Below are 24,977 nucleotides of genomic sequence, written 5' to 3'. Positions count from 1 at the left end.
CTATTTGCTGAACAGGCCCGTTTATCCGAGGAAGCTGCGGTTCAGATCTTGAATGCTTCGAAGGTCTCGGGGGCGAACAGATCTTCGGGCTGGAGCAGCTTCTTGGAGAGTCCGCCTTCGTAGTGGTAGCGCAGGAAGGTCTCCAGGGTCTTGCGGTTGTTCTCGAAGCCGTAGGCCCAGAAGTCCTCGCCCATTTCCTGCACGACGGCTTCCATGTTGGACAGCAGCCAGGGGTGCATGATCTTGAGCGCGGCGGTTTCGCGCAGGTTCTGGTAGGCGACCTGCTGGGCCTGGGCGAAGGCCTTGTACAGCGATTGCGCGACCCAGCGGTTGGCTTCGTAGATCTCGCGGCGGATGACCAGCGTGTGCATGATCGGGAAGATGCCGGTGTCGCGGTAGTAGGCGCGCTCGACCGCCTCGAAGTCGGGGAACAGGCGCTGCACCTTGCCCTTGCCGGTCAGGAAGGTCGAGGGCATGCGCGCGGTGTGCAGCGCGTCGATCTCGCCGTCCAGCAGCATCTGCGAGAGCGTTTGCGTGGGGCCGATCTGTTCGACCTTGATGTTGGGGGGCAGGTCGATCTTGAGCTTCTCGGGGCGGCCGGGCTCTTCTTCGCCGCCCGTGACGTAGGTCACGCTGTCCACCGGCACGCCGTAGTGTTCGTCCAGGATGCCGCGGATCCACACCGGAGCGGTCATCTGGTACTCGGGCGTGCCGATGCGCTTGCCGATCAAGTCCTTGGGTTCGCGGATGCCGGCATCGGCATTGACGTAGATGCACGAATGGCGGAAGAAGCGCGACGGGAACACCGGAATGGCGATGAACGGCCGCTCCGGTTTGAACAGCGACACGGTGTAGGACGACAGCGACATCTCGGCGATGTCGAATTCGCGGTGGCGCAGCATGCGGAAGAAGGTTTCTTCCACTGGCATATTCAGGTAGTTCAGGTCGATGCCGTCGACGGCGACGGTGCCGTCCATGAGCGCGCGGGTGCGGTCGTAGTCCCAGCAGCCCAGCGAAAGTTTCAGTTTGGACATGAGGCGTTCTCCTGGTTGCGCTTATTCGACGCGGATGTTGGCTTTCTTGATGACGGCGCCGTAGCGTTCGACGTCGGAGCGGATCTTGGCGCCGAACTGTTCCGGCGTTCCGCCCACGGGCGTGACGTAGCTGGTGGCGAACGAGGCTTGCACGTCGGGCTTCTTGAGCACCACGTTGACCGCCTTGTTGAGCTTGTTGACGATGTCCGCAGGCGTGCCCGCGGGCGCGAGCATGCCGTACCAGATGTCGATGTTGAAGCCGGGGTAGCCTTGCTCGGCGCCCGTGGGCAGGTCGGGCGCGTAGGGCGTGCGCTGGTCGGCCGCGACGGCGTAGACGCGCATGCGGCCGTCCTTCACGTAGCCGGCGATGTTGGTGAACGTGATGAAGATCAGGTCCACCTGGCCGCCCAGCACGTTGGGCACGGAATCCGAGCAGCCTTTGTAGGGCACGTGGGTGACGTCCACGCTGGCCTGCTGCTTGAACATCTCGCCGGCCAGGTGCAGCGCCGAGCCGGTATCGCAGCCGGCGTACGACAGCTTGCCCGGGTTCTGCTTGGCGTAGTCCACCAGTTCCTTGAGCGACTTGGGCGCCAGGTTGCCGCGTGCGCCCAGCACTGCGGGCGTGGTGCCCAGCAGCGCCACGGGCGCGAAGCTCTTGAGCGTGTCGAACGGCAGCTTGCTCATCAACGTATGGTTGATGGTCATGGTGTTGGGGATGACCGCCAGCGTGTAGCCGTCGGCGGGCGCCTTGGCCAGCAGGTCCAGGCCGATGTTCCCGCCGGCGCCCGGCTTGTTCTCCACCACGAAGGTCTGGCCGAGTTCGTTGCGCAGGTGGGTGGCGATCAGCCGCGCGGCGGTGTCCACGCCGCCGCCGGCGGTCACGGGCACGATGACGCGCACAGGCTTGGAGGGATAGTCGTCGGCATGGGCGACGGAGGTGGCGGCGGCCACCGACAGGGCGGCGGCGAGCAGGCGCAGGGGCGCTTTCATGAAAGTCTCCTTCTAGGGTTCCGCAATGCCTGGCGACGCCCGGTATCTCGAGTCGCTCCCGCGGCATCCGCGCGGGTCCGGCGGGCGCACGGCGGCGCGCCGCGGCGCCGCGTGCCAGGCTCAGGCAATTCTAAGTGCAGAGAGAAGGCCGAAACCGATCGCGAATCATGATAAATAATGATCGCTGATATCACTCATCGCTATGTTGCGATCGCCGCCGGCCGCTGGCTCCCGGCGCCGCTCAGCCGGACAGCCCGCGGATGTGCCGCTTGAGCACCTCCAGCAGCAGCGCCGCCGCGGTGGTGAGCGGACGGCGCGGGTGGGTGACGCCTATGATCTGGCGGAACATGGCCGGAGCGCCGATGCTGCGCACGCGCAGCGACGGCCGTCCGGCATGGCGCCGCACCACGGTGCGGGGCAGGATGGCGTAGAGCCCGGCGTCCTGCGCCAGGTTCAGCAGCGCGGTCATGGAATAGATCTCGAACGCCGGCTTGAAGACCACGTTCTCCTGGCGCGCGTAGTCTTCCAGGATCTCGCGCATATTGTGCTCGCGCGGCGTGAAGACCAGCGGCAGCGCGGCCGCCGCCGCCAGCGGCAAGGTGTCCGGCACGGCCGGATCGTCGGGGCCGACCAGCACCAGTTCGTCGTCGAGAATCGGCTCGACGCTCAACGAGAACGGCCGGCGCGGCTTGTCGACGATGGCGGCATCGATCTTGCCGGCTGCCACCCAGTCCAGCAGCGGTCCGTTGGTGACCGTGACGTTGACCTTGGGGTAGCGCCGCGCGAATTCGGTCAGCGCCTCGCTCAGCACGCTTTCGGCCAGCGAAGAAATCATCCCGACCGCCACCTCGCCTCCCACTTCGTCGCGCCGCAGCGTCATCTGCTCGCGCGCGTGGGTCAGGTCGCGCAGGATGGGCAGGTAGAGCTGGTACATGCGCCGCCCGGCCTCGGTCGGCTCCATGCCGCGCGGATTGCGCACGAACAGCTTCTGGCCGAGCTCTTCTTCCAGCTTGGCGATCTGCGCGCTCAAGGCCGGCTGCACGACGTTGACCCGGCGCGCGGCGCCCGTAACGGTGCCTTCCTCGAAAAGGCAGATGAAATATTGGATCTGGCGCAGTTCCACGGCGGTTCCTGGCGGGGGCGGGACGGCTCCGATTTTATCGGCCTGCGCCGGCAGGATGCATCCGGCCCCGCCTCGGCACGCATGCAACACGCGCGATCAAGGTTTGCTAGTCCACGGGAAAACCCGCTATACTCGTATGGTTTGCCGGAAAGCGGGTCTTGAAACAGTGCCGGATCGTTTAGATGACCATGGTGCGCAAGGCCGCTCTACGCAAGAGGCGGATCCGTGGGGCTGGGAAGCCCGGGATGCCGAGCGCTCGCGTTCCGACGAACAGGTAGAACCGCTTCGGCTTACCGAAGCGGAACGAGCGATATTGCGCCAGCGGGCCGTGCGGGACTTGCTGCATGCGATAATCGTTCAGATCGTTGTCAGCGTAGTCGTGGGCCTGCTGGCCTACGCGGTGTCGGGGAGCGCCGCGGCCGTGTCTGCGCTGGTGGGCTCTGCGGCCTACGTCATTCCCAACGCCTTGTTCGCATTCAGATTGATCCTGAGTGTGCAGAAGCCGGGGGGAGCAAACCCCGCAACGTTTTTTCTCGGCGAGTTTCTCAAGATCGCCGTCGCTGTCGTGTTCATCGTCGCAGCGGCGAAGTTCGGTCGCGAATGGCTCGTCTGGCCCGCCTTTCTGGCGGGTTTGGTGTGTGCGCTCAAAAGCCAGTGGCTGGTACTGGCTTTCGGCAAGAAAATGGATTGAAGATGACGGCGCGTGCGGAGCACCCCGGCCGGCATCGCGAGAATTTCAAAATCAGGTCGTAGGATAGAAACCCCCGATATGGCTTCCACCACAGCGCCGACCGCGTCCGAGTACATCGTCCATCACCTGGGACACCTGAACAATACCGGACACAAGCAGTCTCTTATCGCCGATTTCTCGGTCGTCAACTACGACACGCTTTTCTGGTCCATCTCCATGGGCCTGCTGGTCGTGTTCCTGATGTGGCTGGGCGCCCGCCGCGCCACCGCCGGCGTGCCGGGCAAGATGCAGGCCTTCGTCGAGATCCTGGTCGAGTGGGTCGACGAGGAAGCCAAGGGCATCGTCAGCAACGCCAAGTCGCGCCTGTTCGTCGCGCCGCTCGCGCTCACCGTGTTCATGTGGATCGTCTTCATGAACGCGCTCGACCTGCTGCCGGTCGACCTGCCGCACTACCTGTTCAGCCTGATCGGGCTGGACGACGTCATCCACTATCACCGCATCGTGCCGACGGCCGACCTGAACGCGCCGATCGGCATGTCGATGGGCGTGCTGCTGCTGATGTTCTACTACGGCATCAAGATCAAGTCGCCCGGCGGCTTCGTCAAGGAGCTGTTCACTGCGCCTTTCCACGCGCACGGCATCGGCGCCGTCGTCCTGGCTCCCTTCAACTTCCTGCTGAACCTCATCGAGTACGCGGCCAAGATGGTCTCGCTGGGCATGCGGTTGTTCGGCAATATGTTCGCCGGCGAACTGATCTTCATGCTGATCGCCATGCTGGGCGGCGCGTGGGCGGGCCTGAATGCCTCCAGCCTGGCCCTGGGCGTCGGCCATGTCATCGCCGGGTCGATCTGGGCCATCTTCCACATCCTGATCGTCGTGCTGCAGGCCTTCATCTTCATGATGCTGACGCTGGTCTACATCGGCCAGGCCCACGAAGGGCACTGAGGGAAGCCCACCCCCTACGCGCTTCGCGCGACCCCTCAAGGGGCGGTGTTGGCGGACCGGCGGAGCCGGATCCGCGGCACCCTGGGTGGGATGGCGGCTGGCGGAGAGAGGTTTCTTGCCAGTGAGATTTTGGGAATATCGGGACGCGGTTGGTTTGGCCGCGATCTTGTAGCAAGTTGGCAGTATCTGTAGTTTCACTTTCAACATAACTAGTCGTTTTTCGATTCATATCAAGGAGTTGTCATGACCAACGTCGCTCTCGTCGCTCTCGCTTGCGGTCTGATCATCGGTTTGGGTGCCATCGGCGCTTGCCTGGGAATCGCGATCGTCGGTGGCAAGTACATCGAAGCTTCGGCTCGCCAGCCGGAACTGATGAACCCCCTGCAAACCAAGCTGTTCCTGCTGGCCGGCCTGATCGACGCGGCCTTCCTGATCGGCGTGGGTATCGCCATGCTGTTCGCTTTCGCGAACCCGTTCGTCGGCTAAGACCTATTCGACATGACCGCTCCGTGACGCGGCCCGGCCCGTCACGGATGATGTTCTTTTCCGAATAAGGAAACACCGTGAATCTGAACGCGACACTCATCTTCCAGATGCTCGTGTTCTTCATTCTGGCGTGGTTCACGATGAAGTTCGTGTGGCCGCCTCTGATGAAGTCCATCGAAGAGCGTCGTCTGAAGATCGCCGAGGGCCTCGCCTCGGCCGAGAAGGGCAAGGCCGAACTGGTGCAGGCCGAGGCCCGCATCGGCCAGATCGAAGCCTCTGCCAAGGCCGACAACCAGGCTCGCCTGGCCCAGGCCGAAAAGCAGGCCGTCACCCTGATCGAACAGGCTCGCAAGGACGCCGAGGCCGAACGCGCCCGCATTCTCGAGCAGGCCCGCCAGGAAGCGCAGCAGGAAGCGCAGCGCGCCCGCGAAGGTCTGCGCGATGCGGTTGCCCAGTTGGCCGTGAAAGGCGCCGAGGAAATCCTCAAGCGCGAAGTCAATGCCCAGGTGCATGCCGACCTGCTCGGCCAGCTCAAGGCCCAGTTGTAAATAAACCCGCGGGGGTGGCACGGTGAATGCGTGCCGCTCGCGCGTTCGCGAATCACCTCGCCAACCGTATCAGGCATCGAGAGCCACCATGGCTGAACTGTCCACCATCGCCCGGCCATACGCTGAAGCGCTGTTCGGCGTCGCCCGTGCAGATAGCGCAGGCCTTGCCGCCTGGGCCGAGCTTGTCGCCGAAATGGCCCAGGCTGCCGCGCACCCCGACGTGCGCAGCGCCATCGCCGATCCCAAGCTCGACAACGCGCAGCGAGTCGAGTTGTTCACGGCCACGCTGAAGTCCGAGCTGTCGCCGGCCGCGCGGAACTTCATCAAGCTGCTGGTCGATAACCAGCGCCTGCTGTTGTTGCCCGAGATCGCATCGCAGTTCCTGTGGCTCAAGAATCGCCACGAAGGTTCGGCCGATGCGGAGATCGCCAGCGCGTTCCCGTTGACCGATGCCCAGGTTGCCGACCTGGTCGCCGGGCTGGAAAAGAAATTCGGCGTGAAAATCAAGCCCATCGTCCGGGTCGACGCTTCGCTGATCGGCGGCGTGCGTGTGTCCGTCGGGGATCAGGTGCTCGATACCTCCGTGCGTGCGCAGCTTGATCGCATGCGCGACGCGCTCGTCGCATAGTTCGGTCGCTGCGCCCCACTCGGCACCCAGTCAAAGGATTCCAGGAGTCAACCATGCAACTCAATCCGTCTGAGATCAGCGAATTGCTCAAGAGCCGCATCGAGGGCCTGAGCAGCTCTGCTGACATCCGCACTCAAGGCACGGTCGTGTCCGTGACCGACGGCATTACCCGCATCCACGGCCTGTCGGACGTGATGCAGGGCGAAATGCTCGAGTTCCCCAACAACACCTACGGCATGGCGCTCAACCTCGAGCGCGACTCCGTGGGCGCCGTCATTCTGGGCGAATACATCCACATTTCCGAAGGCGATACGGTCAAGTCGACCGGCCGCATCCTGGAAGTGCCCGTCGGCCCCGAGCTGAAGGGCCGCGTGGTCAACGCGCTGGGCCAGCCCATCGACGGCAAGGGTCCGATCAACGCCAAGGCCACCGACGTGATCGAGAAAGTCGCCCCGGGCGTGATCGCGCGTAAATCGGTGTCGCAGCCGGTGCAGACCGGCCTGAAGGCCATCGACGCCATGGTGCCGGTCGGCCGCGGCCAGCGCGAGCTGATCATCGGCGACCGCCAGACCGGCAAGACCGCCGTCGCCGTCGATACCATCATCAGCCAGAAGGGCAAGGGCCTGACCTGCGTGTACGTGGCGATCGGCCAGAAGGCCTCGACCATCAACAACGTGGTCCGCAAGCTCGAAGAGCACGGCGCGCTGGAGTACACCATCGTCGTGGCCGCCTCGGCTTCCGACTCGGCCGCGATGCAGTACATCGCCGCCTACTCGGGCTGCACGATGGGCGAATACTTCCGCGACCGCGGCGAAGACGCCCTGATCATTTACGACGATCTGACCAAGCAGGCCTGGGCCTATCGCCAGGTGTCGCTGCTGCTGCGCCGCCCGCCCGGCCGCGAAGCCTATCCCGGCGACGTGTTCTACCTGCACTCGCGCCTGCTGGAGCGCGCCGCGCGCGTCAATGAAGAGTACGTCGAGAAGTTCACCAACGGCGAGATCAAGGGCAAGACCGGTTCGCTGACCGCGCTGCCCATCATCGAAACGCAGGCCGGCGACGTGTCCGCCTTCGTTCCGACCAACGTGATCTCGATCACCGACGGCCAGATCTTCCTGGAATCGGACCTGTTCAACGCCGGTATCCGTCCCGCCATCAACGCCGGTATCTCGGTGTCGCGCGTGGGCGGCGCCGCCCAGACCAAGGTCATCAAGAAGCTGTCCGGCGGTATCCGTACCGACCTGGCCCAGTATCGTGAACTGGCCGCGTTCGCGCAGTTCGCCTCCGACCTCGACGAATCGACCCGCCGCCAGCTCGAGCGCGGCCGCCGCGTGGTGGAACTGCTCAAGCAGCCCCAGTACCAGCCGCTGCAGGTGTGGGAACTGGCCGTCTCGCTGTTCGCCGCCAACAACGGCTACCTCGACGACGTCGAAGTCAAGGACATCCTGGCCTTTGAGAAGGGTTTGAAGGAATACCTGAAGTCCAAGTACGAAGCCCTGGTGGGCCGTATCGAGGACACCAAGGAGTTGTCCAAGGACGACGAGGCCGCGCTGCACGAAGCCGTCAAGGATTTCAAGAAGAACGCTGTCTGATAAGGCCCCCCTACGCGCTGACGCGCGAAGGAAACCACCCCCTACCCGCTTCGCAGGCCCCCTCGAGGGGCGGCACTGGCGGACTGGCAAAGCCAGATCCGCTGTGCCCTGGATAGCGAAGCGGTCTGAGCAAGGGAAACAGACAAGGGAAAAGAGATGGCCGGAATCAAGGAAATCCGAACCAAGATCAAGAGCGTGCAAAACACGCGCAAGATCACCAAGGCGATGGAAATGGTCGCCGCGTCCAAGATGCGCAAGGCGCAGGACCGGATGCGCGCGGCCCGTCCGTATGCCGACAAGGTGCGCAATATCGCTGCGCACATGGCGCAAGCCAATCCCGACTACGAGCACGCCTATCTGGCCAAGCGCGAGAACGTCAAGGCCGCCGGCATGATCGTGGTCACGACCGACAAGGGCCTGTGCGGCGCGCTGAACACCAACATTCTGCGTGTGGTGCTCAACCGCCTGAAGGAAGCCGATTCGCAGGGCGTCAAGGTGCAGGCCACCGCCATCGGCAACAAGGGTCTGGGCTTTCTGACCCGTCTGGATGCCGACGTCGTCTCCCAGGTCGTGCATCTGGGCGATGCGCCCAACCTCGAGCGCCTGATCGGCGCGATCAAGGTGCAGCTCGACGCCTATGCCGAAGGCAAGGTCGACGTGGTGTACCTGGCGTACAACCGCTTCATCAATACGATGAAGCAGGAGCCCGTCGTCGAGCAGCTGCTGCCGCTGTCGGCGGATCGCTTCGCGCAGACCGAGGAAGAGAAGCAGGCGTACTCGTGGGACTACATCTACGAACCGGATGCCAAGTCGGTCGTCGATGAACTCCTGCTGCGCTACGTCGAAGCGCTGGTTTACCAAGCCGTTGCCGAAAACATGGCGTCCGAGCAGTCTGCCCGGATGGTGGCCATGAAGGCTGCATCGGACAACGCCAAGAAGGTGATCGGCGACCTGCAACTGGTCTACAACAAGACCCGCCAGGCGGCCATCACCAAGGAAATTTCGGAAATCGTGGGCGGTGCGGCGGCGGTGTAAGCCGGCGCGACGCCTTAAAGAATCAGGAATCGAGGAATCGATATGAGCAACGGAACCATCGTTCAGTGCATCGGTGCCGTGGTGGACATCCAGTTCCCCCGCGACGGCATGCCCAAGATCTACGAGGCCCTTCAGTTGGCCGACGAAAGCTCGCCTTTCGCCGAGAAGGGTCTGACCTTCGAAGTGCAGCAGCAGCTGGGTGACGGCGTCGTCCGCACCATCGCCATGGGCTCGTCCGACGGCCTGCGCCGCGGCATGGCCGTGGCCGCCAGCGGCGCGCCGATCTCGGTGCCCGTCGGCACCGGCACGCTGGGCCGCATCATGGACGTGCTGGGCCGTCCCATCGACGAAGCCGGCCCGATCAACTCGGAAGAGCGCCGCGCCATCCACCAGGACGCGCCCAAGTTCGACGAGCTGTCGCCCTCCGTGGAACTGCTCGAAACCGGCATCAAGGTTATCGACCTGGTCTGCCCGTTCGCCAAGGGCGGCAAGGTGGGCTTGTTCGGCGGCGCCGGCGTGGGCAAGACCGTGAACATGCTCGAGCTGATCAACAACATCGCCAAGCAGCACAGCGGTTTGTCGGTGTTCGCCGGCGTGGGCGAGCGCACCCGCGAGGGCAACGACTTCTACCACGAAATGGCGGAAGCGGGCGTCATCAACCTGGACAAGATCGAAGAGTCCAAGGTGGCGATGGTGTTCGGCCAGATGAACGAGCCTCCGGGCAACCGCCTGCGCGTGGCGCTGTCGGGCCTGACCATGGCCGAGAAGTTCCGCGACGAAGGCCGCGACATCCTGTTCTTCGTCGACAACATCTACCGCTACACGCTGGCCGGCACCGAAGTGTCCGCGCTGCTGGGCCGCATGCCTTCCGCCGTGGGCTACCAGCCGACGCTGGCCGAGGAAATGGGCAAGCTGCAAGAGCGCATCACCTCGACCAAGACCGGCTCGATCACGTCGATCCAGGCCGTGTACGTGCCCGCGGATGACTTGACCGACCCGTCGCCCGCCACGACCTTCCAGCACTTGGACTCCACCGTCGTGCTGTCGCGCGACATCGCCGCGCTGGGCATCTACCCCGCCGTCGATCCGCTCGACTCCACCAGCCGCCAGCTCGACCCGCAAGTCGTCGGCGAAGAGCATTACGCCGTGGCCCGTGGCGTGCAGCAGACGCTGCAGCGCTACAAGGAACTGCGCGACATCATCGCGATCCTGGGCATGGACGAGCTGTCGCCGGAAGACAAGCAGGCCGTGGGCCGTGCCCGCAAGATCCAGCGCTTCCTGTCGCAGCCCTTCCACGTGGCCGAAGTGTTCACGGGCTCGCCCGGCAAGTACGTGCCGCTGAAGGAAACCATCCGCGGCTTCAAGATGATCGTCGAAGGCGAGTGCGACGCGCTGCCCGAGCAGGCCTTCTACATGGTCGGCACGATCGACGAGGCGTTCGAGAAAGCCAAAAAACTGTAAACCCCCCCCCTACGCGCTGACGCGCGCCCCCCAGGGGGCGGCACCGGCGGACCGGCAGGGAAGTCCACCCCTGGTGGCCTGCGGCCACTCCCCTCAAGGGGCGGCACTGGCGGACCGGCAAAGCCGGATCCGCGGTGCCCTGGGTCTGGAGCGGCTGGTTTTGGGTTGAGGTGCTGGCGCTGCGCTGGTGCGCAGCACAGGAGAATTGAGTATGGCAACTATTCATGTAGACGTTGTGAGTGCGGAAGCGTCGATCTTCGCTGGCGAGGCGAAGTTCGTGGCGCTGCCGGGTGAGGCGGGGGAGCTGGGCATTCTGCCTGGGCATACGCCGCTGATCTCGCGCATCCGTCCCGGCACCGTCAAGATTTCCCGCGCGGACAATGGCGAGGAAGAGCACATCTTCGTTGCCGGCGGTCTGCTCGAGGTCCAGCCGGGCACGGTGACGGTGCTGGCCGATACGGCCATCCGCAGCCGCGACCTGGACGAGGCCAAGGCCGAACAGGCCCGCAAGGCTGCCGAGGAGGCGCTGCGCAACGCCAAGGACAAGGCGGAAGTCGCCGTTGTCGAGGCCGAGCTGGCGATGCTGGCGGCGCAGCTGGCGGCTATCCGCAAACTGCGGGGCGGCCGCAGCTGATCGAACGGCCCGGCCCGGGAATTCCGGGCCATGGGACAGGAATGGGGTGAGCGAGAGCTCGCTCCATTTTTTTGCCCGCGCCGCACGTTCGCCGGACCAGGCACATTGTCTGGGCTGCCGTCCGGAGGCGGCTTTCCTTCGGGATGGCCAGGCTGCAAGCGCGGAATAGGGGTTTTTCCGCTCCGGGCCATTATTCAGCTTTGCTTAAGCTGGTTGGCGCTAACTTCACGAAGCCCATGCGGGCATTTTTGATCGTGTTGCGCCATTGTTCCCGCCAGTCCGGCCAGGGGCGCGCCGTCCCCACCGAGCCGACCACGCTCCTTTCCTGGCGGAAGCAGAACCGTGTCCTTCGTTCTACTGGCCCTCAAGCGCCCGTATACGTTCATCGTGATGGCGCTGCTGATCCTCATCTCGGCGCCGTTCGCCCTGATGTCGATGGCGGTGGATATCTTCCCCAACATCAACATCCCCGTGGTCAGCGTGATCTGGACCTATACCGGCCTGTCGGCCGAGGAGATGGGCCAGCGCATCGCCGCCGCCAACGAGCGCAGCCTGACCACCACGGTCAACGACATCGAGCACATCGAGTCGCAGTCCATGGACGGCGTTACGGTGATCAAGGTGTTCTTCCAGCCGACGGTCAACCTGCAGATGGCGATCGCGCAGATCGTCGCCTCCGAGCAGTCCATGGTCAGGCAGCTGCCGCCGGGCATCACGCCGCCGCTGGTGATCAACTATTCGGCCTCCAGCGTGCCGGTGATCCAGCTCGGGCTGTCCAGTTCGGAACTGCCCGAACAGTCGCTGTTCGATCTCGCGCTCAATACCTTGCGGCCGCAGCTGGTGACGGTGCCGGGCGTGGCCATTCCCGGGCCCTACGGCGGCCGCTCGCGGCTGGTGTCGGTGGACCTGGACATGCAGGCGCTGCAGGCGCGCGGGCTGTCGCCCGCCGACGTGGTGACCGCCGTGAATGCGCAGAACCTGATCCTGCCGTCGGGCACCATCAAGCTCGACGCCGCCGAGTACGGGGTCAAGCTCAACGCCTCGCCCGAAACCATTGCGGAGCTGAACGACCTGCCGGTGCGCACGACGCCGGCAGGCACCATCTACCTGCGCGACGTGGCCCACGTGCGCGACGGCTATTCGCCGCAGACCAACGTGGTGCGCCAGGACGGCGCGCGCGGGGTGCTGCTGTCGGTGCTCAAGAACGGTTCGGCCTCGACGCTGGACATCGTCTCGGACATCTACAAGCTGCTGCCGCATGCGTCGGAACTGATGCCGCCCAGCGTCAAGGTTACGCCCATGTTCGACCAGTCGGTCTTCGTCAAGGCGGCGGTCGAGGGCGTGGTGACCGAGGCGCTGATCGCCGCGGCGCTGACGGCGGCCATGGTGCTGCTGTTCCTGGGAAACTGGCGCAGCACGCTCATCATCGGCATGACGATTCCGCTCTCCATCCTGGCCGCCATCCTGGCGCTGCGCGGGCTGGGCGAGACGCTCAACCTGATGACGCTGGGCGGGCTGGCGCTGTCGGTCGGCATCCTGGTCGACCAGGCCATCGTGACCATCGAGAACATCGAGCGGCACCTGCACCTGGGCAAGGACCTGAAGGCGGCGATCCTGGACGGCGCCAACGAGATCGGCGGCGCGGCCTTCGTCTCCACGCTCTGTATCTGTATCGTGTTCGTGCCCATGTTCTTCCTGTCGGGCGTGGCGCGCTTCCTGTTCGTGCCCCTGGCCGAGGCGGTGGTGTTCGCGATGATCGCCTCGTACCTGCTGTCGCGCAGCTTCGTGCCCACCATGGCCATGCTGCTGATGCGCAACCATGGCGCCGACGCCGGCGCGCCGCCCAGCCTGCTGCAGCGCGTCTACCGCGGCTTCGACCAGCGCTTCGAGCGGCTGCGGCGCAGCTACACGCTGGCGCTGTCGTCGTTCCTGGCGCAGCGGCGCGCCTTCATGCTGGTGTTTTTCGGGTTCTGCGTGGTGTCCTGTGGGCTCTACGGCGTGCTCGGCCGGGATTTCTTTCCCAGCGTCGATGCCGGCCTGATCCGCCTGCACATGCGCGCGCCCACGGGGACCCGCATCGAAGAAACCGCGCGCCTGGCCGACGACGTCGAGAAGGCCATCCGCGGCCTGATCCCGCCGGACCAGCTCGGCACCATCCTCGACAACCTGGGCATGCCCAATAGCGGCATCAACCTGTCGCTCAGCAATTCCGGCACCATCGGCACGCTGGACGGCGAACTGCAGATCGCGCTCAAGCCCGGCCACGCGCCGACCGAGGGTTTCGTGACCACGCTGCGCAAGGAACTGCCCAGGCGGTTTCCCGGCGTGGAGTTCTTCTTCCAGCCCGCCGACATCGTCACGCAGATCCTGAACTTCGGCCTGCCGGCCGCGATCGACGTGCAGTTCACCGGGCCCAACATCGCCGAGAACGCCAGGCTGGCGGCCGAGCTGTCCAAATCGATACGCGAGATCCCGGGCGCGGTGGACGTGCACCTGCACCAGCGCCTGGACGAGCCCACGCTGTCGCTGGCGATGGACCGTTCGCGCATGCAGCAGGTCGGGCTGAGCGCCGCCAATGTCGCGCAGAACGTGCTGATCACGTTGTCGGGCAGTTCGCAGACCTCGCCGGCCTTCTGGCTCAATCCGCGCAACGGCGTGTCGTACCGGCTGGCGATCCAGGCGCCGCAATACCGCATCGATACGCTCGATGCGCTGATGAACCTGCCGGTGGCCGCGGCGGGCAATGCCGCGTCGGCCAGCGGGCCGCAGCTGCTGGGCAATCTGGTCGAAGCGAGCCAGACGCGCCTGCCGGCGGTGGCGTCGCGCTACAACATCCAGCCTGCGCTCGACGTGTTCGCCAGCGTGCAGGGCACCGACCTGGCCTCGGTCGCCAGCCAGATCGAGCAGCGCGTCGAGGCCATGCGGCCGCGGCTGCCGCGAGGCAGCACGCTGGTCATCCGCGGCCAGGTGCAGACCATGCAGTCGTCGTTCGTCGGCCTGGGCGTGGGGCTGGCCATGGCCATCGTGCTGGTCTATTTCCTCATCGTGGTCAATTTCCAGTCGTGGGTGGATGCGCTCATCGTCATTGCCGCGCTGCCCGCGGCGCTGGCCGGCATCGCGTGGATGCTGTTCATCACGGGCACGACCTTGAGCGTGCCGGCATTGACCGGCGCCATCATGACCATGGGCGTGGCGACGGCCAACAGCATCCTGCTGGTGGCGTTCGCGCGCCAGCGCGCCGAAGACGGCATGCCGCCGCTGTCGGCGGCGCTGGAGGCCGGCGCCACCCGCATCCGGCCGGTGCTGATGACCGCGCTGGCCATGATCATAGGCATGATCCCCATGGCGCTGGGCCTGGGCGAGGGCGCCGAGCAGAATGCGCCGTTGGGCCGCGCGGTGATCGGCGGGCTGGTCTTCGCCACGGTATCCACGCTGTTTTTCGTGCCGGTGGTCTATGCCGGCGTCCATGAATGGATGGTCCGCCGCGCGCAGCGGCGGCCCGCTGCGCGCACGCAGCGTCCCGATACGCTGCAGGAGAGCTGAACCATGACCGAGCAACGCCACGCGATGCTGGGCATCCACCCCCTGGAAACGCCGCCCGGCGAGGAGCACGAGCTGCTCCGCCGCAAACAGGTGGCGCGCCGGGCCCGCCTGCTGGCCGGCGTGGTCGTCGTGCTGCTGCTGATAGGCGGCGGGCGAACCGTGTTGAGCCGCCGCGCCAACGCCATCGAGCTCGAGCAGAACGCCGCCGAACTGGCCCACCAGTACGTCCAGGTCGTGTCGCCCAGCGCCGGTCAGGGCGACCAGACGCTGATGCTGCCCGGCACCTTGCAGGGTTTCGTGCAGTCGCCGATCTCGGCGCGCGCCAGCGGCTATCTCAAACGCTGGACCAAGGACATCGGCAGCCGCGTCAATAAAGGCGAGGTGCTGGCCGAGATCGAGACCCCGGAGATCGACCAGCAGCTCTCCCAGGCCGCCGCCGCGCGCCAGCAGGCGCAGGCCAGCTTCGATTTCGCCCAGAGCACGCTCAGGCGCTGGGAGGGCCTGCGCCAGAAGGACGTGGTCTCGCAGCAGGACCTGGAAGAGCGGCGCAGCGCGGCGGAACAGTCGCGGGCCAACCTGGCGGCGGCCCAGGCCAACGAACAGCGGCTGCGCCAGCTCGAGGATTTCAAGCGGGTGGTTGCGCCGTTCTCCGGCGTGATCACGCGCCGCAACGTCGACGTGGGCGACCTGATCGACGCCGGCGGCGGGGTCGGCAAGACGCTGTTCATGCTGTCGCAGACCGATCCGCTGCGCATCTACGTCAACGTGCCGCAGGCCTATGCCCAATTGGTCAAGGTGGGCGCGCCGGTGGAGGTGACTCAGTCCGAACTGCCCGGGCGGGTGTTCAAGGGCGCGATCGCGCGCACTGCGTCGGCAATCGACGCCACGACGCGCACCATGCAGATCGAGGTGTCGCTGCCCAATAAAGAAGGCACGCTGCTGCCGGGCGCCTATGTGCGCGTGGCGCTGAAGATGGCGCCCAGCCAGGCGCTGACCGTGCCTTCCAACACGCTGCTGCTGCGCGCCGAAGGGCCGCGCGTGGGCGTGGTGGACGACCAGGGCGTGGTGCGCCTGGCGCCCGTCGCGCTGGGCCGCAATTTCGGCCAGAGGCAAGAGATCCTGGACGGCTTGACGGCCAGCGACCGTGTAGTGCTCAATCCGGCCGATTCGCTGGCCGACGGCGACAAGGTCGTGCTGGCCCAGCCCAAGGAGCGCCAATGAGGCGGATTGGCCGGGGCGTCGTCCTCGCGGGCATGCTGGCTTTGTCCGCCTGCGCCGCGCCCGACTACCGGCGGCCCGACGTGGCGATGCCGGTGGCCTGGAAGCTCGAGCCGCCCTGGCGCGAGAGCGCGCCCAGCGACACGCACGACAAAGGCCCCTGGTGGGAGCGTTTCCGCGACCCGGTCCTGGACCGGCTGGAGCAGCTCGCCGTCGCGCGCAGCCCCACGCTGGAGGCCGCCGCGCACCGGCTCGAACAGGCGCGCGCGACGGCCGACGCGGCATCGGCCGGCCTGTTCCCGCAGATCGGCATAGGCGGGCGCAGCGGCCGCGCCAAGAACTCGGCCAACCGGCCGCTGACCAACTACGCGCAGTCGGTTTATTCGACGGTGCAGAACGATACGACCGTGGGCTTTACCGTCAGCTACGAAGCCGACCTGGCGGGACGCGTCCGCAGCGCCGTATCCGGCGCGCAGGCTTCGGCGCAGCAGTCCGCCGCCGATTTCGCCAATACCCGGCTGCTGCTGACCGCCGAGCTCGCGGCCGACTACGTCAACCTGCGCGAGCTCGACATCGAACTGGACGTGCTGGGCCGGTCCATCGCGCTGCAGCGCCGCGCGCTCGGCCTGATCTCGGCGCGCCACGAGCTGGGCGCGGCTTCGGGGCTGGAGGTCGCGCAGCAGCAAGGCGTGCTCGATGCCACCCTGACCCAGGTGGACGTGCTGGCCAAGCAGCGCAGCCAGTACGAACATGCGATCGCCACGCTGACGGGCACGCCGGCGCCGGAGTTCTCGCTGCCCGCCGAGGTCCAGGACATGACGCCGCCGGCGATCCCGCTGGGCGTGCCTTCGGACGTGCTGGAACGCCGTCCGGACATTGCCGCGGCCGAACGCGCCATGGCCGCCGCCAATGCGCAGATGGGCGTGGCGCGCGCAGCCTTCTATCCCAGCATTACCCTGTCGCCCACCATGGTCGGGGTCGAAAGCCGCGACCTGGACAGGCTGTTCAGCGCGACCAGCCTGCTGTGGTCGTTCGGCGTTTCCGCCACCCAGGTGCTGTTCGACGGCGGCCGCATCCAGGCCAACCTGGATTTTGCCGAGGCCGGCTACCAGGCCGCGGTCGCGGCGTACCGGGGCAAGGTGCTGAGCGCCATGCAGGAGGTCGAGGACGGCATCTCCGGCCTGGCCGCGCTGGAGCGCGCTTCGGCGCAATCGCAGCGCGCCGTGGATTCGGCGCAGCGGGTGCTGGACATGGCCACCGCGCGCTACGAAGGCGGCGCCACGACCTACCTGGACGTGATTACCGCCCAGCAGTCGCTGCTCGCGGCGCAGCGCCAGCGCGCCCAGCTGCTGGGGCAGCGCCTGCTGACCTCGGTATACCTGGTCAAGGCGCTGGGCGGCGACTGGGCGGGCCCAGGAGCGTCACAGTCTGCCGTGGCGGCCACGGCGAGCCGGGAGGCGGCGTCTCCGGGGCAATAGCGGCGCGGCGCAAGTTGCAATAAGCCGATCCCCGCGCGCCGGCACGGGCCTGTCCCAGGGGCAGCGCGACGCGCCGGCACGTGGCTTGCTAGCGTGAATGGCGAATGGGCGCCGGGCCGGGGCATGGTCTGCCCGCGTCCGGCACAGGCGCACGCTGCACGACGGGAGATTCGATCATGGCATTTCCGGCACTGGAATTTCTTCCTGAGACTTATCGGCCGTGGTTCGTGCTGGTCCTTGCCGCCGTGGTGGCGGTGGCCATCGCGGCGGCCGTGCACCAGGCAGGCTTCCTGATCCTGCGCCGCCTCTCCGCGCCGCGGCCGTACCTGCACGCGATGGTCCTGGGCGCGCGCCGATCCAGCCTGTGGGTGATGGCGCTGCTGGCGCTGCGCGTCGTCCTCGGCGGCACGCCCGACGAAATGGCGTATGCCGCGGGGCTGTCCTATATCGTGACCGTGTTGCTGATCGTCTGCGTAACGTGGCTGGCCAGCAGCTGCATCCAGTCGCTCAGCGATACGACGATCCAGCTCAACCCTTACGATGCGGCCGACAATCTCCTGGCACGCCGCAAATTGACCCAGACCCGGGTGCTGGCGCGCAGCGCGCATGCGATCGCGCTATTGCTCGGCGTTTCTTTCGTGCTGCTGACCTTGCCCGGCGCGCGGCAGTTCGGCGCCAGCCTGCTGGCCTCGGCAGGCGTGGCCGGCCTCGTCGCCGGTATCGCCGCGCGGCCGGTGCTCGGCAACTTCATCGCCGGGCTGCAGATCGCCTTTACCCAACCCATACGCATCGACGACGTGCTCATCGTCCAGGGCGAATGGGGGCGGGTGGAAGAAATTACCGGTTCGTTCGTGGTGGTCAGGATCTGGGACGAACGCCGTCTGATCGTGCCGCTGCAGTGGTTCATCGAAAACCCGTTCGAGAACTGGACGCATCGCACCTCCACGCTGCTGGGCACCGTCTTCCTGTGGCTCGATTTCTCGGTGCCGCTGGCGCCCGTGCGGCAGGAATTCGAACGGCTGTGCCGCGAATCGAAATATTGGGACGGCCGGGCGGCTGCGGTGCAGGTGACCGACACCACCGATCGGGCCATGCAGGTGCGCTTCCTGATCAGCGCCGCCAGCTCCGGCGATGCGTTCGAGCTGCGCTGCATTCTGCGCGAGAAGCTGCTGGCTTTCATTGCCGCCCATCATCCGGACGGCCTGCCGCGAGTGCGGGCGGAACTGGAGGGGGGCAAGAACCGGGATCCGATCCGACCGGTGCCGCAGCAGGCCTAGGCGGGCCTCTCGCGCTCCGCTCCGGCGGCCGGGACTCCGCGTTAACGACGGCCGGCGGCATAACTGAATGCGGGGATCTCCCTTTGTGTGTTGCTCGCATTGTGCGGGCCGGGTGCGATGCTTAGTCTGGGGCCTCACAACACGAGGTGGCACCCATGCGAGGAACGATCGATTGCGCGTTGTTGATGATTCCGCCCCATGCACGGTGGATGCGGGAGTTGGCGCAGGCCTGCACGCTGGCACCCGACCGGGTGGCGCTGCATTGCGTGGAACTGGCGCAGCCGGGGCAGGGCGGCATGCTGCCGGGCGATGCTCTGTCGCGCCAGGCCGTCGCGCTGCGGCGCTTCGACGTGTGCCTGCTGCCGGTCACCGTGGAAACCTTGGGTTGGACGCGGATGGCGCTGGCGTCGGCCGCGGGCATCCTGGATACGCCGGTGCTGGGTCTGGTGCGCGGGCTCAGGTCCGCCGCGCTGCAGGACCTGCTCGCTTTCGGCCTGGCGGATTTCATGCGCGATCCGATGTGCACCGAGGAACTCAAGACGCGCTTGATGCTGGCGGCGGGAGCGCCCGCCGTCGACCGCCCCGTGTTGCGGCCGCCCGGGGTTCCGGACGAACAGCCGGAATGGCCGCCGCTGCCCGCGGCCGACGCCTTCCCTGCCGAGGGCGAAGCCTTCCGGGTCGCCAAGGCGCGCCTGGTCACCCAGTTCGAACGGCACTACATCTCCGGCCTGCTGCAGCGCTATGAGGGCAATATCTCGCAAGCCGCACGCGCGGCGAGCAAGAACCGCCGCGCGTTCTGGCAGTTGATGCGCAAGCACGAGATCGCTGCCGACGCCTATCGCAAGATGAGACCATCGCCTACCCGCTTCGCGGGCACCTTCTAGGGGGAGCTGCGGGCGGACCGGCGGAGCCGGATCCTCCGCATCCTGGTTGAAACCCGTCGTGCTTCGCGGGAGGTGCATCGCCCTTAGGTGCGCATGGGGCCGAAGATCGATACCAGGAAGTCCACGAAAGCCTTGACGTGCGGCGGCGTCGGCCGCCGCGCGGTGTAGAGGGCGGCGATGGGCGGGCCGGGGCGGCGCCAGTCGGGCAGCACCTGGATCAGGCGTTGTTCGGCCAGCGACCGCGTCAGCAGGAAGTCCAGGTCTTCATAAATGCCCAGGCCGGCGAGCGCGCAAGTCAGCCCGGCGCGGGTGTTGTCGACGATGAGCTGGCCCTGGGCCGCCACGCTGGCGGTCTGGCGGCCCTTCACCAGTTGCCAGTCGTAGGGTTTGCCGGTGTTCGCGTCCCAGAACTCGATCAGGCGGTGTTCCCGCAGTTCGCCGGGGTGGCGCGGCGGCGGGTGCAGCGCCAGGTAGGCGGGACTGGCGGCCATGATGTAGTTGCCGCGGCCCAGCAGCTTGAACCGCAGCGCCGAGTCGCGCAGCGGCCCTACGCGCAGGCCGATGTCGGCGCCCGAGACGGCGGGGTCGACCACGCCTTCGTTGAGCGAGATGCGCAGCGATACGTCGGGGTAGGCGCGGACAAACTCGGGCAGGCGCGGAATTACCCGGGCGTTGGCCAGGGATTCCGACATCTCCACGTGAAGGTGGCCCTCGGCCCGGCCCGCGCGCGACTGCAACTCGGCGTCGAGCGCGTCCAGGCCGTCCACGAGCCGGGCGGCCCGCTCCGCATAGCGCTGGCCCTCGCGGGTCAGCCAGACCCGGCGGGTGGTGCGGTTGAGCAATTGGGTGCCCAGGTGGCGTTCCAGTTCCTGGATGTGGCCGGTGATCGCCGAGCGTGACAGCGCGAGCTTGCGAGCGGCGGCGGTGAAGCTGCCGGTATCGGCAACGGCCAGGAAGGCCCGGACGGGAGTCAATTTTTCCATTGTTCTATTTTAATGAACAATGTGGTTACGGCATCCAAGCAATGGGGGCCTATACTGAAAACACGCAATCTCATCCTTTTTCAAGGAGCGACCCCATGTTCAGCCCGCTACGCCGCGGTCCGAGCGCAAGGCGCCCTGCCACGTTTCCCGCAGGCGCGGCCCGGCATGCCAAGCATGCCGCCTCCGGTTCGCGCGCTGCCCGTGTCTTACGCGCTTCCCCGGTTCTGCCGGTTCCCGACCTTTAGCGTTCTTGCGCCGCTGCGAGCCGCCGCTCGCTGCCTGCAACGACAACCTGGCCCGCATGCCTCCTGGCAGGATGGCGCGCGCCGCGACGAGGAAACGCATCATGATTCCACATTTCACCCCCGCCGTCCGAACGCCGAACGTGCATCGAAGCGTCTGCGGCCATTCCGCCGCCGAAGTATTCTCGGCTGCCGCCCGGGTGCTGCTGCCCTTCATTCTCATGGCTGCCGTATTGTTGCTGGCACGGTAACAATTGCTGCGTCCCGTATCGGTGCGTGAAACGGCGATACGGCGTACTTCCCCCTTTTCACATGAACGTGCGCCGCCTGACCGGGCACGGCGTGGCCGGCCCGCCGGCAGGGTAAAATCACGGGCTTGTGCAAAGCGAGGCAAGCCCGTGTCCCAGCCGATATTGAAAAACGACGTATTCCTGCGGGCGCTGGCGCGCGAAGCTACGGACTACACGCCCGTCTGGCTCATGCGCCAGGCCGGCCGCTACCTGCCCGAGTACAACGCCACGCGTGCCCGCGCGGGGTCTTTCCTCGGCCTGGCCAAGAATCCCGATTACGCCACCGAAGTCACGCTCCAGCCGCTGGACCGCTATCCGCTGGACGCCGCCATCCTGTTTTCCGACATCCTGACCGTGCCCGACGCCATGGGACTGGGGCTGGATTTCGCCGCCGGCGAAGGGCCGCGCTTTGCCCGGCCATTGCGCACCGAGGCGGACGTGGCCGCGCTGGCCGTTCCCGACATGGCCGAGCTGGACTACGTGTTCGCCGCCGTTGCCCAGATCCGGCGCGAACTGCACGGTCGGGTGCCGTTGATCGGTTTTTCCGGCAGTCCCTGGACGCTTGCCTGTTACATGGTGGAAGGCGCGGGGTCGAGCGATTACCGCACGGTCAAGTCCATGATGTACAGCCGGCCCGACCTGATGCACCGCATCTTGTCGATCAATGCCGAGGCCGTGGCGGCCTACCTCAACGCGCAGATCGAAGCAGGGGCCCAAGCCGCCATGATCTTCGATAGCTGGGGCGGAGTGCTGGCCGATGGGTTGTTCCAGCAGTTCTCGCTGGACTATACCCGGCAAGTGGTGAAGAAACTGGTTCGCCACCACGACGGCCGGCAGGTGCCGGTGATCGTCTTCACCAAGGGCGGAGGCCTGTGGCTGGAAGATATCGCGGCTTGCGGCTGCGACGCCGTCGGGCTGGACTGGACCGTCAATCTCGGCAAGGCGCGCGCCGCCGTGGGCGGCCGCGTGGCGCTGCAGGGCAATCTCGACCCGATGGCCTTGTTCGGCGGACCGGACGCGATCCGCGCCGAGGTCGTCCGTACCCTGGATAGCTACGGTCCGGGGCCGGGCCACGTCTTCAACCTGGGCCATGGGATCTCCCAGTTCACGCCGCCCGAGGCGGTCGAAGTGCTGGTGCAGACTGTGCATGAACACAGCCGCGCGCAGCGCCGGCAGGCCTGAGGTTTACACGCAGAACGAGGATGGGCGCGGTTCTCCAGTGGTCCGTGCTAACCCTGATTGTTCCTACGACGGATTGGACTTATGCACATACGGCGCCATTCGCCCGGAACGAAAGCGCCTATTTCCACAGACTCCGTGGATATTCATAAGCTCATGATTTAAAAAGAGTTTTCTGATATTCCCAAATGAAGGAAGCGACTTTCCTTCCCATGGCTTTCAGTTATCCCCGGCTTTGTACCCCTGTTGTCCCCATAGTTATCCACAGGAGGCCAGGCCTGCGAAAAGTCTTGTCCGGGCAATGGGGTTAGGAAGCTTTCAGAGGTTTTACTTTAAGTCATCACGGATGAGTTCCGTGACGCATAGACGGAGTTCGTGAGTTGTCCACAGACCAGCCCAGGTCCGACGCCGCCCCGGCGGAGCAGGATCCCACGACGTGGGTGCGCGTGGCGCTGGACGTGCCCTTGGCTGGCCTGTTCGACTATCGCGTGCCCGGGCGCGTCGAGCCGGGGGCGCGCGTCATCGTGCCTTTTGGACGGCGCGAGCTGGTCGGCATCGTCATGGAGACGCCCGATGTGCCCGCAGTGGCTGCCGAGCAGGTGAAGGACGTCATCCAAGTGCTGGACGATCTTCCCGCTTTCCCGGCGGATTGGCTGAAGTTGGCCGCTTTTGCAGCGGATTATTACCAGCGGCCCATGGGCGAGGTGATGCTGCCTTCCCTGCCCGGCCCGTTGCGCAAGCCCGCCTCCTATCAGGGGGCGCGGTCGGCCGGCGGGCCGGTGGCGCGCCTGGACGCTCGCGCCGCCAAGGCGGCGCGGCCAAGGACGAGCCGGCGCGGTGGCAAGCGCCGGGAAGAGGAGGGGGGGGAAGACATGCCGGATCCGGCGGTCCGCTCGCCCGACGATGCTTCCGCCGCCTTGGCGCCGGTCCTGCCGCAACTGAACGAAGCCCAGGAGGCCGCTGTCGACGCCCTGGCCGGGCTGGCCGGATTCAAGCCCGTGCTGCTGCATGGCGTGACGGGCAGCGGCAAGACCGAAGTCTATTTGCGCGCTGCCGAGCGTGTCCTCAAGCAAGGCCGCCAGGTCATGCTGCTGGTGCCCGAGATCAACCTCACTCCCCAGCTGGAAGGCGTATTCCGCCGGCGCCTGGAGGCAATTGCCGGCCCGGGCGGCGTGGCGGTGCTGCACAGCGGATTGGCCGACGGCGAGCGCCTGGAAGCCTGGCTGCGCGCGGTACGGGGCCAGGCCCGGGTGCTGCTGGGCACGCGCTTGTCGCTGTTTACCCCCCTGCCGGCGCTGGGCTTGATCGTCGTCGATGAAGAGCACGATCCGTCCTACAAGCAGCAAGAGGGGCTGCGCTATTCGGCCCGCGACCTGGCGATCTGGCGGGCGCGCGAACGCGACGTGCCCATTGTGCTGGGGTCGGCCACGCCTTCGCTTGAAAGCTGGCATCACGCGCAGAACGGCCGCTATCTTCTGTTATCCCTGCCCCAGCGTGCATTGGCCTCGGCGCCGCCCCGCATCCGCCTGCTCGATACCCGCAACCAGCGTCTCGTGCAGGGGCTGGCGCCGCAATTGCTCAAGGCGGTGGGCGAGCGCCTGGAGCGCGGCGAACAATCCCTGATCTTCCTGAACCGGCGCGGCTATGCGCCGGTGCTGCATTGCGACGCCTGCGGCTGGGTGAGCGGCTGCACGCGCTGCTCGGCCTATATGGTGCTGCATCGCCAGGCCTCGGGCGCGCCCGGCGGTGCGGCGCGCCATGAACTGCGCTGCCACCATTGCGGCTGGCAGCATCGCGTCCCCGCCGCCTGCCCGGATTGCGGCAATCAGGACCTGCAGCCCATGGGGCGGGGCACGCAACGTCTGGAAGAACACTTGGCGGAAGTGTTTCCGGGAGCGCGCGTGGCCCGCATCGACGCCGACAGCACCCGGCGCAAGGGCAGCGCGCAGGAACTCTTCGCGCGTGTGCACGCCGGCGAGATCGATATCCTGGTGGGCACGCAGATGGTGGCCAAAGGGCACGATTTCCAGAATCTCGGCTTCGTCGGCGTGCTCAATGCCGACGCGATGCTGTTCTCGCACGATTTCCGCGCGCCGGAGCGGCTGTTCGCGCAGCTGATGCAGGTGGCGGGCCGGGCCGGCCGGGCGGGGACGCCGGCCGAGGTCTATATCCAGACCGGCTATCCCGAACAACCGCTCTATCAGGCGCTGATCCGCCACGATTACGCCGGTTTCGCCCGCTATGCGCTGCGCGAGCGCGAGTCCGCGGGCCTGCCGCCTTTTGCTTTCCAGGCGCTGCTCACCGCCGAGGCGCGCGAGCTGGCGCAGGCCCAGGAGTTCCTGGCGCAGGCGCGCGCGCTGCCCGAGCGTCCCGACCTCGCCGGTGGGACGGATCTGTCCCAATGCGCGGATTTGGCGCGGATTACGCTCTATGATCCCGTACCGCTGCGCGTGGTGCGCGTGGCCAATGTCGAACGTGCCCAACTGCTGGCCGAGAGCGACAGCCGACCCGTCCTGCAGGCCTTCCTGCGGGCATGGTCCGCCGCGCTGCCGCGCCTGCCGGCGGCGGCGCGGGTGCGCTGGCACCTGGAAGTCGACCCGCTGGAAATCTGATGACCGCTTCTTCCCCCTCCGCTACCGATCGCGCCATGAACCGCGCCGAGGCCCGTCTCGACAAGACCCGCGGGCAGGCGGCGGCGCTGCCGCCGCTCGACGCC

Annotated in this window: 21 protein-coding genes; 17 read left to right on the top strand and 4 right to left on the bottom strand. The window is 66.5% G+C overall.

Annotation, left to right across the window (positions count from 1 at the left end; translation table 11 throughout):
* Positions 1-41: 41 nt before the first annotated feature.
* The 3 genes from PIGHUM_RS01805 to PIGHUM_RS01795 all read right to left on the bottom strand — a co-directional run bounded on the left by PIGHUM_RS01805 (position 42) and on the right by PIGHUM_RS01795 (position 3,147).
* Entirely contained in the window at positions 42-1,034 is a 993-nt protein-coding gene (locus PIGHUM_RS01805) for an ABC transporter substrate-binding protein (protein WP_124077529.1), read from the bottom strand.
* 21 nt (positions 1,035-1,055) lie between these two features.
* The gene (locus PIGHUM_RS01800; protein ID WP_124077528.1) at positions 1,056-2,024 is read right to left on the bottom strand and encodes a Bug family tripartite tricarboxylate transporter substrate binding protein; all 969 of its coding nucleotides are present in this window, start codon (positions 2,022-2,024) and stop codon (positions 1,056-1,058) included.
* Between the two features lie 241 nt (positions 2,025-2,265).
* Positions 2,266-3,147 carry a LysR family transcriptional regulator gene (locus PIGHUM_RS01795; protein ID WP_160142101.1) on the bottom strand — a complete coding sequence of 294 codons (882 nt, stop codon included), beginning with the start codon at positions 3,145-3,147 and terminating at the stop codon, positions 2,266-2,268.
* Between PIGHUM_RS01795 and PIGHUM_RS01790 the strand changes: the two genes are divergently transcribed.
* The 14 genes from PIGHUM_RS01790 (at position 3,119) to PIGHUM_RS01725 (ending at position 19,567) form a co-directional block, all read left to right on the top strand.
* Complete coding sequence (locus tag PIGHUM_RS01790) at positions 3,119-3,838, top strand: ATP synthase subunit I (RefSeq protein WP_124077526.1); 720 nt, start codon at positions 3,119-3,121, stop codon at positions 3,836-3,838. The two genes, PIGHUM_RS01795 and PIGHUM_RS01790, sit on opposite strands and share 29 nt — an antisense overlap.
* Before the next feature lie 78 nt (positions 3,839-3,916).
* Positions 3,917-4,783 carry a F0F1 ATP synthase subunit A gene (gene atpB / locus PIGHUM_RS01785; protein ID WP_124077525.1) on the top strand — a complete coding sequence of 289 codons (867 nt, stop codon included), beginning with the start codon at positions 3,917-3,919 and terminating at the stop codon, positions 4,781-4,783.
* Between the two features lie 243 nt (positions 4,784-5,026).
* Entirely contained in the window at positions 5,027-5,269 is a 243-nt protein-coding gene (gene atpE, locus PIGHUM_RS01780) for a F0F1 ATP synthase subunit C (RefSeq protein ID WP_087782618.1), read from the top strand.
* A 77-nt stretch (positions 5,270-5,346) separates the two neighbouring features.
* A complete protein-coding gene (locus PIGHUM_RS01775) occupies positions 5,347-5,817 on the top strand; it encodes a F0F1 ATP synthase subunit B (RefSeq protein ID WP_124077524.1) in 471 nt (156 codons plus the stop codon).
* Between the two features lie 88 nt (positions 5,818-5,905).
* Positions 5,906-6,445 (top strand): F0F1 ATP synthase subunit delta, encoded by a 540-nt coding sequence (locus PIGHUM_RS01770; protein ID WP_124077523.1) that lies wholly within the window; start codon positions 5,906-5,908, stop codon positions 6,443-6,445.
* Between the two features lie 53 nt (positions 6,446-6,498).
* Positions 6,499-8,037, top strand: coding sequence for a F0F1 ATP synthase subunit alpha (gene atpA, locus PIGHUM_RS01765; protein ID WP_124077522.1), 1,539 nt, complete (start codon positions 6,499-6,501; stop codon positions 8,035-8,037).
* 156 nt (positions 8,038-8,193) lie between these two features.
* A complete protein-coding gene (atpG, locus tag PIGHUM_RS01760; RefSeq protein ID WP_124077521.1) occupies positions 8,194-9,072 on the top strand; it encodes a F0F1 ATP synthase subunit gamma in 879 nt (292 codons plus the stop codon).
* 42 nt (positions 9,073-9,114) lie between these two features.
* On the top strand, positions 9,115-10,533 hold the full coding sequence (gene atpD / locus PIGHUM_RS01755) for a F0F1 ATP synthase subunit beta (RefSeq protein ID WP_124077520.1): 1,419 nt from the start codon (positions 9,115-9,117) through the stop codon (positions 10,531-10,533).
* Positions 10,534-10,744: 211 nt separating this feature from the next.
* Positions 10,745-11,167 (top strand): F0F1 ATP synthase subunit epsilon, encoded by a 423-nt coding sequence (locus PIGHUM_RS01750; RefSeq protein WP_124077519.1) that lies wholly within the window; start codon positions 10,745-10,747, stop codon positions 11,165-11,167.
* A 342-nt stretch (positions 11,168-11,509) separates the two neighbouring features.
* Entirely contained in the window at positions 11,510-14,710 is a 3,201-nt protein-coding gene (locus PIGHUM_RS01745) for an efflux RND transporter permease subunit (protein WP_124077518.1), read from the top strand.
* Positions 14,711-14,713: 3 nt separating this feature from the next.
* A complete protein-coding gene (locus tag PIGHUM_RS01740) occupies positions 14,714-15,931 on the top strand; it encodes an efflux RND transporter periplasmic adaptor subunit (RefSeq protein WP_124077517.1) in 1,218 nt (405 codons plus the stop codon).
* On the top strand, positions 15,928-17,406 hold the full coding sequence (locus PIGHUM_RS01735; RefSeq protein ID WP_124077516.1) for an efflux transporter outer membrane subunit: 1,479 nt from the start codon (positions 15,928-15,930) through the stop codon (positions 17,404-17,406). The genes PIGHUM_RS01740 and PIGHUM_RS01735 overlap by 4 nt, the downstream gene beginning before the upstream one ends.
* Before the next feature lie 176 nt (positions 17,407-17,582).
* Entirely contained in the window at positions 17,583-18,683 is a 1,101-nt protein-coding gene (locus PIGHUM_RS01730) for a mechanosensitive ion channel family protein (RefSeq protein ID WP_124077515.1), read from the top strand.
* 155 nt (positions 18,684-18,838) lie between these two features.
* Positions 18,839-19,567, top strand: coding sequence for a hypothetical protein (locus PIGHUM_RS01725; RefSeq protein ID WP_124077514.1), 729 nt, complete (start codon positions 18,839-18,841; stop codon positions 19,565-19,567).
* Between the two features lie 83 nt (positions 19,568-19,650).
* Here the strand turns inward: PIGHUM_RS01725 and PIGHUM_RS01720 are convergent, their stop codons facing one another.
* Positions 19,651-20,550 (bottom strand): LysR family transcriptional regulator, encoded by a 900-nt coding sequence (locus PIGHUM_RS01720; RefSeq protein ID WP_124077513.1) that lies wholly within the window; start codon positions 20,548-20,550, stop codon positions 19,651-19,653.
* Positions 20,551-20,896: 346 nt separating this feature from the next.
* On the opposite strand from PIGHUM_RS01720, the gene PIGHUM_RS23840 reads away from it, so the two are divergent.
* From PIGHUM_RS23840 to PIGHUM_RS01710, 3 genes are all read left to right on the top strand, one after another.
* The gene (locus tag PIGHUM_RS23840) at positions 20,897-21,043 is read left to right on the top strand and encodes a hypothetical protein (protein WP_160142100.1); all 147 of its coding nucleotides are present in this window, start codon (positions 20,897-20,899) and stop codon (positions 21,041-21,043) included.
* 147 nt (positions 21,044-21,190) lie between these two features.
* Complete coding sequence (gene hemE, locus PIGHUM_RS01715; RefSeq protein ID WP_124077512.1) at positions 21,191-22,264, top strand: uroporphyrinogen decarboxylase; 1,074 nt, start codon at positions 21,191-21,193, stop codon at positions 22,262-22,264.
* Positions 22,265-22,641: 377 nt separating this feature from the next.
* Positions 22,642-24,873, top strand: coding sequence for a primosomal protein N' (locus PIGHUM_RS01710; RefSeq protein ID WP_425466655.1), 2,232 nt, complete (start codon positions 22,642-22,644; stop codon positions 24,871-24,873).
* The last annotated feature ends 104 nt before the right edge of the window (positions 24,874-24,977 follow it).

This window comes from Pigmentiphaga humi, from assembly GCF_900606115.1.
Lineage (GTDB): Bacteria > Pseudomonadota > Gammaproteobacteria > Burkholderiales > Burkholderiaceae_B > Pigmentiphaga > Pigmentiphaga humi.
Note: the sequence above shows the minus strand (reverse complement) of the source record. Positions and strands in the feature narration are given on the sequence as shown.

Bases quoted from the DNA above. Each gene is read 5' to 3' on its own strand.
- PIGHUM_RS01805 (WP_124077529.1), bottom strand. From the start codon at position 1,034: ATGTCCAAACTGAAACTTTCGCTGGGCTGCTGGGACTACGACCGCACC.
- PIGHUM_RS01800 (WP_124077528.1), bottom strand. From the start codon at position 2,024: ATGAAAGCGCCCCTGCGCCTGCTCGCCGCCGCCCTGTCGGTGGCCGCC.
- PIGHUM_RS01790 (WP_124077526.1), top strand. From the start codon at position 3,119: ATGAAATATTGGATCTGGCGCAGTTCCACGGCGGTTCCTGGCGGGGGC.
- atpB (WP_124077525.1), top strand. From the start codon at position 3,917: ATGGCTTCCACCACAGCGCCGACCGCGTCCGAGTACATCGTCCATCAC.
- atpE (WP_087782618.1), top strand. From the start codon at position 5,027: ATGACCAACGTCGCTCTCGTCGCTCTCGCTTGCGGTCTGATCATCGGT.
- PIGHUM_RS01770 (WP_124077523.1), top strand. From the start codon at position 5,906: ATGGCTGAACTGTCCACCATCGCCCGGCCATACGCTGAAGCGCTGTTC.
- atpA (WP_124077522.1), top strand. From the start codon at position 6,499: ATGCAACTCAATCCGTCTGAGATCAGCGAATTGCTCAAGAGCCGCATC.
- atpG (WP_124077521.1), top strand. From the start codon at position 8,194: ATGGCCGGAATCAAGGAAATCCGAACCAAGATCAAGAGCGTGCAAAAC.
- atpD (WP_124077520.1), top strand. From the start codon at position 9,115: ATGAGCAACGGAACCATCGTTCAGTGCATCGGTGCCGTGGTGGACATC.
- PIGHUM_RS01750 (WP_124077519.1), top strand. From the start codon at position 10,745: ATGGCAACTATTCATGTAGACGTTGTGAGTGCGGAAGCGTCGATCTTC.
- PIGHUM_RS01740 (WP_124077517.1), top strand. From the start codon at position 14,714: ATGACCGAGCAACGCCACGCGATGCTGGGCATCCACCCCCTGGAAACG.
- PIGHUM_RS01735 (WP_124077516.1), top strand. From the start codon at position 15,928: ATGAGGCGGATTGGCCGGGGCGTCGTCCTCGCGGGCATGCTGGCTTTG.
- PIGHUM_RS01730 (WP_124077515.1), top strand. From the start codon at position 17,583: ATGGCATTTCCGGCACTGGAATTTCTTCCTGAGACTTATCGGCCGTGG.
- PIGHUM_RS01725 (WP_124077514.1), top strand. From the start codon at position 18,839: ATGCGAGGAACGATCGATTGCGCGTTGTTGATGATTCCGCCCCATGCA.
- PIGHUM_RS01720 (WP_124077513.1), bottom strand. From the start codon at position 20,550: ATGGAAAAATTGACTCCCGTCCGGGCCTTCCTGGCCGTTGCCGATACC.
- PIGHUM_RS23840 (WP_160142100.1), top strand. From the start codon at position 20,897: ATGATTCCACATTTCACCCCCGCCGTCCGAACGCCGAACGTGCATCGA.